Here is an 8,585-nt window from a genome sequence, read left to right as displayed (position 1 = left end):
CAGCCTCAACGCCTCTCGCCGAAACCCGTCATCATAACGCTTCCTCCGATCCTCCCGCATACGCAAGAACCGCACCTCCGATCATCGAATCTGAATTTCTCCAGTCCAACAATCGGGGTGCGGTTCACACACGGCCGGGCGGCCCCTTTTCGCGTCCCCGCGGCTACAATGGGCGTCCATGAGAATCGTGCTGCAACGCGTCGCCTCGGCCGGCGTCGACGTCGTCGACGAACGCACCGGCGAGCCCGACCCCTCCTTCGACCCGCAATCCATCGGCCCCGGCTACGTGCTGCTGGTCGGCGTAGGCGACGACGACGGCGACGCCCAGGTGGCCTGGCTGGCACACAGGATCGCCAACCTGCGCGTGTTCGAGGACGGGGACGGCAGGATGAACCGCTCGATCCTCGAGGTCGGCGGCGAGGTCCTGTCGATCTCGCAGTTCACGCTGTTCGGCGACGTCAGGAAGGGCAACCGGCCCAGCTTCGTCGCGGCGGGGCGCCCCAAACACGCCCGGCGCGTGTGGCTGGCGTTCAACGAGGCGCTGCGCGCCCGGGGCCTGACGGTCCGGGAGGGCCGGTTCGGCGCCCACATGCGCGTGTCGCTGACCAACGACGGCCCGGTGACCATCACCATCGACACCGCGGCCATCGGCCGCTAGCGCAAGGCCGGCCGGTCCGGCGCGGCAGACACCGGGCGGACACCGGGCGGGCCGGTCACCGGACCGCCGCCCGGCCCGCCGTCACTTGATGATCGGCCGCAGCGGCGCGGACACGTCCACCTGGTGCTTGTCGCCGATCACGTTCGGATCGCCGAGGATCTTGTCGACCACCGCCTTTTTGAGCTCCAGGTCCGAGGAGTCGCCCCACACCACCGTGTAGTTGCCGTCGTCGAGCTGCGTGGTGATCGAGTCCTGGGTCTGAGCGCTCACCGCGTTGATGCGCCCGCGCATGTCGTCGGACAGCGACGCCAGAATGCGCAGCGCCTCCAGCACCGCCTTGCTGTCCTGGCCGTCGCCGACGCTGTCGACGGCGATCACCGGGATGCCGTCGACGGACGCGTCGCCCACCGAGTTGAGCACGCGGCCCCGGCTGTCGACGGCCGTCAGCATGCCGTCCGGGGTCTGCAGCATCGCGGCGGGCTTCTGCGCCTGCACCGTCACCGACAGCCGGTTCGGGAAGTCCTTGTCGACCTCGGCCCGGGTCACGCCGGGGATGTCGTTGAGCTGGTCGACCACGTCGTCGCCGGAGACCAGGAGCAGCGACCTGCCGGCCTGCTGGGAGGCGATCCGCATGATCTGCTCCTCGCTGACCCATTCGTTCGCGCCGGAGACGCTGATCCCCGAGGTCTCGAGGCGGAACACCGTGGAGAAGAACAGCAGCCACACCACCGCGGCCAGCGCCGCCGCCGCGGCCAGCGCCGCCGCGACGCGGATGGCGATCGTGCGCGCGTTGGCCCGGCGGCGCTCCTTGCGCCGCACGGTGAAGTCGACGACCTTGGGGCGCATGGCCACGCCCAGCGTGCCGGAGGTCTCCTCCAGCGTCCTGGCGACGATGTCCTCGCCGTCCAGCTTGCGCGGGTCCACGAACTCGCCGGGGCCCGACTGCCGCTGCGACAGGTCGGGCAGCGGCCCCTGGTCGTCCGCCGGATGGGCGTCGGAACGGGCCACGCGCCCGACGTGGGCCGGCCCGTCGGGGCGGCGCCCGCCGCCCGAGGCCCCCGACACCACCCTCCTGCCGCTCATCGGCGGCTTCCCGTCCCGCCGTGGGCCGTCAGCGCGGTGAGCAGCACCGGGGCCATCTGGTTGATGTCGCCGGCGCCGACGGTCAGGACCACGTCGCCCGGCCGCGCGCGCAGCGCCATCATCTGCGCGGCGGTCTGCATGTCCTCGACCGCGGCGACGGGGGCCCTGCCGCCCTCCGGGGCGCACGCGGCCGCGGCGTCGGCGATCGTGGCGGCCGAGACGCCCGGGAAGTCCTCCTGGCGCTCGCGCGCGGGGAAGACGCCGGTGACGATCACGTCGTCGGCGAGCGACAGCGCCCGGGCGAACTCGTCGGCGAAGATCCGGGTGCGGGAGAACAGGTGCGGCTGGAACAGCACGTGGATGCCGGCCTGCGGGTAGCGGCGGCGCGCGGCGGACAGCAGCGCGGCGATCTCGGTGGGATGGTGGGCGTAGTCGTCGATCACCGTCACCCCGTTCGCCTCGCCGCGGATGTCGAAGCGGCGGGCCGCGCCCAGGAACGTGGCCGCGGCGGCCGCGGCGTCGGCCGGCGGCATGCCCAGCAGACCGGCGGCGATGATCGCCGCGGCCGCGTTGCGGGCGTTGTGCAGGCCGGGGATGGCCAGTTCGACGGGCAGCAGCGTGTCGCCCGAATCGTCCGGATCGCCGAACAGCCCGGCGGGGATGCGCAGCGTGAAGCGCTCGGTGCCGCTGCCGGCGCTTTCGCTCTCCGCCTCGATATGCACGTAGGCCGCGCCGTTCAGATCGCCGAGCCCGCCGCGCCCGGCGGTGCCGTAGGCGACGACGCGGGCGGCGGTCCCGGCGTCCAGCGCGCGCAGCACGGCCAGCCCGCCCTCGTCGTCGACGCACATGACGATGTGGCCGCGGGCGTGCCCGACATGGTCCACGAATGCGGCGCGGTAGCGCTCCCCGGTGCCGTAGTGGTCGAGATGGTCGGCCTCGGCGTTGGTGACGACGGCGATCCACGGACGGTACTTGCCGAAGCTGCCGTCGGACTCGTCGGCCTCGGCGACCAGCACGTCGCCGCGGCCGGCGTGGCCGCCGTCCAGCGTGCCGCCGTCGGGCGCCTGGATGGAGCCGCCGATCGCGTAGCTCGGGTCGGCCAGCGCCCCGTGGCCGGCGTGGACCAGGATATGGGCCAGCAGCGAGCTGGTCGTGGTCTTGCCGTGGGCGCCGGCCACGGTGACGGCCCGCCGGCCGTGCATCAGCAGCGCGAGGATGTCGCTGCGGTGGACGATGCGCGCCCCGGAGGCGGCCGCGGCCACGATCTCGGGGTTGTCGGCCTTGATGGCGCTGGAGTAGACGACCGTGTCGGCCCCGGCGACGTTCTCGGCGCGCTGCCCGAACCGCACGTCGACGCCCAGCGCGCGCAGGCGGTCGGTCTTCGCGCCCGGCTCGCGGTCGGAGCCGTCCACGGCGACGCCCTGCTCGTGCAGCATCTCGGCGAGCACGCTCATGCCGGCCCCGCCGATGCCGATGAAATGGGTGCGGCCGAGCGCGCCGACCCCCTCGTCCGGCGCGAAGGCCGCCACGGTCGGGTCGAGGACGATCGGGTCGATGCGGTTGGGATTCTCGGACACGGTGCATGCTCCTTGTTGGATCGGACTGACTCCATTATCCCGGCGGGGCCGACGGCCGGGCGGCCGCGCCGACGGATGCGCACGTTATCCGACGCTTTGCCGCGCCAGGTCCAGCACGCGGCGGGCCATCGTCCCGGCGGCGTCGCGGATGCCGTACCCCCAGGCCCGCTCGCCGAACGCCGCCAGCCGCCCGCGGTCGGCGAGCAGCCCGGGCACGTGGTCGACCACCCATGCCTTGGTGAAGTCGCGGTCGGCGACCATGAGCCCGCCGCCGGCGTCCACGACCGGCTGGGCGTTGAAGCGCTGCTCGCCGTTGCCGATCGGCAGCGGCACGTACACCGCGGGCAGGCCGAGCGCCGTAAGCTCGCTGACCGAGCCGGCGCCGGAGCGGCAGATGATCAGGTCGGCGCAGGCGAACGCCAGATCGATGCGTTCGAGGTATTCGGCCACATGGTAGTCGCCCCGGCCGCGGCACTCCCGGCCCAGGCCGTTCAGCGCCCCGTCGCCGGCGGCCACCGAGACCAGCCCGCGCACCTCGTCGGCCTTGCCGCGGCCGGTGAGGTGGACGATCTGCGCGTGCTCGAGCAGCTGCCGGGCCGAGGCGGCCACGGCGCGGTTGAGGCTGACGGCGCCCAGCGACCCGCCGGTGACCACGACCAGCGGGCGGTCCGGGTCGACCCCGAGCTCGGCCGCGGCCTCGCGCCGCGCCGCGGGTCGGTCGGCCTCCAGGCGCGCGCACAGCTGCGCGATCGCCGGGCGCAGCGGCAGGCCGACGCGTTCGATCGCGGCGCCCCTGCGGGCCTTCAGCCCGGTGTCCTCGTACGCGGTGCCGATGAACGACGCCCAGCGGGCGCCGAGCTTGTTCGCCATGCCGGCGCGCGCGTTCTGCTCGTGGATGGCGATCGGGACGCCCATGGCGTGCGCGGCGGCGTACACCGGGGCGGAGGCGTACCCGCCGAAGCCGACGACCACCTGCGCGCCGCGGCGCTCCAGGATCTCGCGGGTCCGGCGGCCCTCACGCCGCCACTGCGCGGGGAAGCGCAGGGCCGCCATGTTCGGGCGCCGCGGGAACGGCACCTTCTCGATGGTCTCCAGCTCGTAGCCGGCCCGCGGCACCAGGTCGTGCTCGAGGCCGACCGCCGTGCCGACCACGCCGATCCGGGCGTCGGGCTCGATGCGGCGGATGGCGTCAGCCACCGCCAGCAGGGGGTTGACATGGCCGGCGGTGCCGCCGCCGGCCAGAACGATACGCGTCGATCCGTTGCTCATACCACCGAGCTTAGTCCACGGCGCCGGCGCGGCGGGCAGGACGCGGCCCGGCGTGGACGCGCAGGGGCGCGGCGGCGGCCCGCCCGTGCGCGCCGGCCCGCTAGGCGCGCACGGACTCGGCCCGCACCTGCGGCTGCGAGCGCATCATGCTGGAGGCCGTGCCGGCCGCCGCCAGACACATGATCAGCGACGACCCGCCGGCCGAGACGAACGGCATCGGCACGCCCATGACCGGCAGCAGGCCGACGACGACGGCGATGTTCACCAGGCCCTGGCCGACCAGCCACACCGCGATGCACATCAGCACCATCGCGACGTAGCGGTCGCGGCTCTGCAGCGCCATGACGACCATGCACCAGCCGACGACGACGAACAGCAGGATCACCAGCGCGGCGCCGATGAAGCCGGTCTCCTCGCCGATGATGGCGAAGATGAAGTCGTTGTGGGCCGCGGGCAGGTAGTTCCACTTCTCCCGGGAGTTGCCGATGCCCACGCCGAACAGGCCGCCGGAGGCGATGGCGTAGCGGGCGTGGGTGGACTGGTAGCACACGCCCTGCGTGTCCTCGCAGGACTGGTAGGCGGCGAGCACGCGGTTCAGGCGGTTGGGGCTGGAGATGACGAAGGCCGCGGCCGCGACCACGACCACGCCGATGGCGATGGCCATCCACTTGCCCGGGAACCCGCCGACCAGGAAGGCCACCACGCCGATCATGACCAGGATCATGCCGGTGCCCATGTCGCGGCCGAGCATGACCAGGCCGAGGCACGCCACGTACACGATCAGCGGCGCGGCGTACGCCTTGATGCCCTCGGCCGGGAACCGCCGGCGCGCGATGATCAGCGCGGTCGGCAGCCAGATGCACAGCGCCAGCTTCATCACCTCGGCGGGCTGGATCGTGAACACGCCGGCCACGCTGATCCAGCCGGTGTTGCCGCTGACGGTCACGCCCAGCGGCGTCAGCGTGAGCAGCTGCAGCAGCATCGCGATCCCGACGACCACGGCGCCGAACCGCCGGTACATCGGCACGGGCACGTGCATCGCGACGAACGCCACGGCCAGGCCCAGCACGCAGTAGATGCCCTGGCTGACCGCCTGGCTCCACGGCGACTCGCCCGCCGCGACCATGTCCACCGCCGAGCTGGAGAAGACCATGACCACGCCGAAGCAGGTCAGGGCGAGCACGGCCACGCGGAACCCGTGGTAGCACCACAGCGGGTTGAGCAGGCTGCGCCAGCCCGAGTAGTCCCGGCGCCTGATCCCGGGGTCCGCCGATCCGAGCGGGCCGTCGGCCCCCGCCCCGCCGTTCGGGGCGCCGCCGTCCGCGGCCGTGCCGGGGGCCGGGCGCCCGGTCGACGACGCGGTCCGCCGGCGGCCGGACGACGAGCTCGTCCGTCTAGTGTTCGCCATGCTCGTCCGCCCATCGCCTGGCCTGCGCGGCGAACCGGTCGCCGCGGTCCGCATAGGACACGAACTGGTCCATCGAGGCGCACGCCGGCGCCATCAGCACCACGTCGCCCGCCCCGGCGTACGCCCCGGCGGCGTCGACCGCCCGGGCCATCACCGTCTCGCGGTCGGCCGGGTCGATCACGGTCAGCGGGATGTCCGGGGCGCTGGCGGCGAACGCGTCGAGCATCGGCCGCTGGTCGGCGCCGATGATCACGGCGGCCTTGATGCGGCGCGCCTGGTCGGCGACCAGCCGTTCGAAGCGGCCGCCCTTGGCCAGCCCGCCGGCGATCCAGACCACGGACTTGTCGGCGAAGCTGCCCAGCGAGGCGTTCGCCGCGTGCGCGTTGGTCGCCTTGGAGTCGTCGACGAACCGGATCGTGCCGTCGCCGCGCCGCGCGACCGCGACGGTCTGGATGCGGTGGCCGCCGGGGCTGAACGCCCGCAGCGCCTCCACGGCACGGTCGCGGTCGGCGCCGTAGCCGAGCACCAGCGCGAGCGCGGCGAGCGCGTCGGCCAGCAGGTGCGGGTACACGGTGCCGTCCGGCTCGCACAGGTGCGCGAACCCGGCGACCGGGGCGATGCGTTCGGGGCGTCCGGGCTCGCCGCCGGCCACGCCGCTCATGTCGACGATCCAGCCGTCGGCCACGCCGATCTGCCCGTCCCGCGGCGCGCCGAGCGTGAAGCCGACGCGGCGGCAGCCGGGCGCCGGCGTCGCGGCGGCGGCCAGCGCGGCGACGCGCTTGTCGTCGGCGTTGTAGACCAGCGCGCGCCCGACGTTGCGGTACACCTTGGCCTTGTCGGCCGCGTAGTTCTCGATGCCGCCGTGCCAGTCGAGGTGATCGGCGGCGATGTTGGTGATCGCCGCGCAGTCCAGCGCCAGCGATTCGGTGAAGTGCAGCTGGAAGGAGCTCAGCTCGACGCACAGCACGTCGTTGGACGGGTCGACCGCGGCCTTGGAGACCGCCGCGCCGATGTTGCCGGCGGCCGGCGCGGCCAGCCCGCAGTGCGCCAGCATGCCGGCAGTCATCTCGGTCGTGGAGGTCTTGCCGTTGGTGCCGGTGATGCCGATCCACGCGGCCGGCCGGCCGGTGCGGGCCGAGGGCACGCGCAGCCGCCAGGCCAGCTCGACCTCGCTGAGCACGGGGATGCCGCGGCGGCCGGCCTCCAGGATGAACGGGGTGCGCGGGTCGAACACCGGCGAGGTGACCACCGCGTCGACCGCGTCCCAGTCCACCTCGTCGAAGGAGCGCAGGTCCGCCTCCGGCCGGCGCTCGTCCACGGTGACCACGCGGCCCGCCCGGCCGCGCAGCACGTCGACGACGCCGCGCCCGGAGACCCCCAGACCGGCCACGAGCACGGTCCTGCCATCGAATTCCATCATGCCTCCCCTTTCATCGTCCGTCCCGGACCGTCCGGGCGCCACGTCACAGCAGCCCCGAGCGGGACGCCCAGTCGGCGTAGAAGACCATCAGCCCCATGAGCACGAAGATCAGCTCGATCATCCAGAAGCGCACGACGACCTTGGTCTCGGTCCATCCCATCAGCTCGAAGTGGTGGTGGATCGGCGCCATCTTGAACACGCGCCGGCGGGTGAGCTTGAAGTAGCCGACCTGGATGACGTCGGACATCACCTCGATGACGTACAGGCCGCCGATGATGATGGCGAGGAACTCGGTGTGCGTGGCGATCGACATCGCGGCGAACAGGCCGCCGAGCGCCAGCGATCCGGTGTCGCCCATGAAGATCGTGGCCGGGTTCGAGTTGTACCACAGGAAGCCGAAGCAGGCGACCGCCGCGCACACCGCGATGATCGTCAGGTCCAGCGGGTCGGAGACCGCGTAGGCGAAGCCGTCGTGGCCCGCGCCCTTGAGGTGGTAGCTCTCCCAGAAGGCGATCAGGCCGTAGCCGGCGAACGCGATCATCGACGAGCCGGTGCACAGGCCGTCCAGGCCGTCGGTGAGGTTGACCGCGTTGGTCCACGCGGTCATCAGGAAGTTCACCCAGACCACGAACAGGATGATCGCCACGACGCGACCGGCGAACTCGAAGCTCAGGAACGGCTCCTCGATGAAGCTCATGCCGGCCTGCGCGCTGGGGAAGCCCGACTTGGTCGGCACGACCAGCGCCAGCACCGCGTACAGCGTGGCCAGGATGAACTGCCCGACGAACTTGCCGGCCACCGACAGGCCCTCGTTCTGCTTCTTGCGCACCTTGGCGAAGTCGTCGATGAAGCCGAGCAGGCCCATCGAGAGCATCGCGAACAGCACGAGCATCGCCGAGGCCGAGAACGGCTCGCCGTTGGCGAGGTACCGGTACAGCGCCGAGGCCAGCCAGCCGCAGACGATGGCCAGGTTGATGACCACGCCGCCCATGGTCGGGGTGCCGCGCTTGATCTGGTGCGACTGGGGGCCGTCCTGGCGGATGTACTGCCCGTAGTGCAGCTTGTGCACGAGCTTGATCAGCAGCGGGGTGCCCACGATCGTGACGACCAGTGAGACCAGGATTCCTATGATGAGGGCGATCACTTGCGCAGCTCCATTTCGCGTGTTCG

7 protein-coding genes are annotated in these 8,585 nt (G+C 72.5%); 1 reads left to right on the top strand and 6 read right to left on the bottom strand.

Features of this window, described 5'->3' with window-relative positions:
• The first annotated feature begins 178 nt into the window (after window positions 1-178).
• Window positions 179-658, top strand: coding sequence for a D-aminoacyl-tRNA deacylase (dtd, locus tag KIH73_RS09660; protein WP_219082969.1), 480 nt, complete (start codon window positions 179-181; stop codon window positions 656-658).
• An 81-nt stretch (window positions 659-739) separates the two neighbouring features.
• Here the strand turns inward: dtd and KIH73_RS09655 are convergent, their stop codons facing one another.
• The 6 genes from KIH73_RS09655 to mraY form a co-directional block, all read right to left on the bottom strand.
• Window positions 740-1,741: a cell division protein FtsQ/DivIB gene (locus KIH73_RS09655; RefSeq protein WP_219082967.1), complete on the bottom strand. Its 1,002-nt coding sequence runs from the start codon at window positions 1,739-1,741 to the stop codon at window positions 740-742.
• Window positions 1,738-3,318, bottom strand: coding sequence for a UDP-N-acetylmuramate--L-alanine ligase (gene murC / locus KIH73_RS09650; RefSeq protein WP_219082965.1), 1,581 nt, complete (start codon window positions 3,316-3,318; stop codon window positions 1,738-1,740). Before murC ends, KIH73_RS09655 begins: the two co-directional genes overlap by 4 nt.
• Before the next feature lie 84 nt (window positions 3,319-3,402).
• Entirely contained in the window at window positions 3,403-4,587 is a 1,185-nt protein-coding gene (locus KIH73_RS09645) for a UDP-N-acetylglucosamine--N-acetylmuramyl-(pentapeptide) pyrophosphoryl-undecaprenol N-acetylglucosamine transferase (protein ID WP_219082963.1), read from the bottom strand.
• 100 nt (window positions 4,588-4,687) lie between these two features.
• Complete coding sequence (locus KIH73_RS09640; protein WP_219082961.1) at window positions 4,688-5,995, bottom strand: peptidoglycan glycosyltransferase FtsW; 1,308 nt, start codon at window positions 5,993-5,995, stop codon at window positions 4,688-4,690.
• Entirely contained in the window at window positions 5,982-7,412 is a 1,431-nt protein-coding gene (gene murD / locus KIH73_RS09635; protein ID WP_219082979.1) for a UDP-N-acetylmuramoyl-L-alanine--D-glutamate ligase, read from the bottom strand. Before murD ends, KIH73_RS09640 begins: the two co-directional genes overlap by 14 nt.
• A 46-nt stretch (window positions 7,413-7,458) precedes the next feature.
• Window positions 7,459-8,559: a phospho-N-acetylmuramoyl-pentapeptide-transferase gene (gene mraY / locus KIH73_RS09630; RefSeq protein ID WP_219082959.1), complete on the bottom strand. Its 1,101-nt coding sequence runs from the start codon at window positions 8,557-8,559 to the stop codon at window positions 7,459-7,461.
• Between the last annotated feature and the right edge of the window lie 26 nt (window positions 8,560-8,585).

Source organism: Bifidobacterium phasiani (assembly GCF_019331775.1).
GTDB lineage: Bacteria > Actinomycetota > Actinomycetes > Actinomycetales > Bifidobacteriaceae > Bifidobacterium > Bifidobacterium phasiani.
Note: the sequence above shows the minus strand (reverse complement) of the source record. Positions and strands in the feature narration are given on the sequence as shown.

What these genes read in the sequence shown, in the direction of transcription:
- KIH73_RS09655 (WP_219082967.1), bottom strand. Translation starts at nt 1,741, where the DNA reads ATGAGCGGCAGGAGGGTGGTGTCGGGGGCCTCGGGCGGCGGGCGCCGC.
- KIH73_RS09640 (WP_219082961.1), bottom strand. Translation starts at nt 5,995, where the DNA reads ATGGCGAACACTAGACGGACGAGCTCGTCGTCCGGCCGCCGGCGGACC.
- dtd (WP_219082969.1), top strand. Translation starts at nt 179, where the DNA reads ATGAGAATCGTGCTGCAACGCGTCGCCTCGGCCGGCGTCGACGTCGTC.
- murD (WP_219082979.1), bottom strand. Translation starts at nt 7,412, where the DNA reads ATGGAATTCGATGGCAGGACCGTGCTCGTGGCCGGTCTGGGGGTCTCC.
- KIH73_RS09645 (WP_219082963.1), bottom strand. Translation starts at nt 4,587, where the DNA reads ATGAGCAACGGATCGACGCGTATCGTTCTGGCCGGCGGCGGCACCGCC.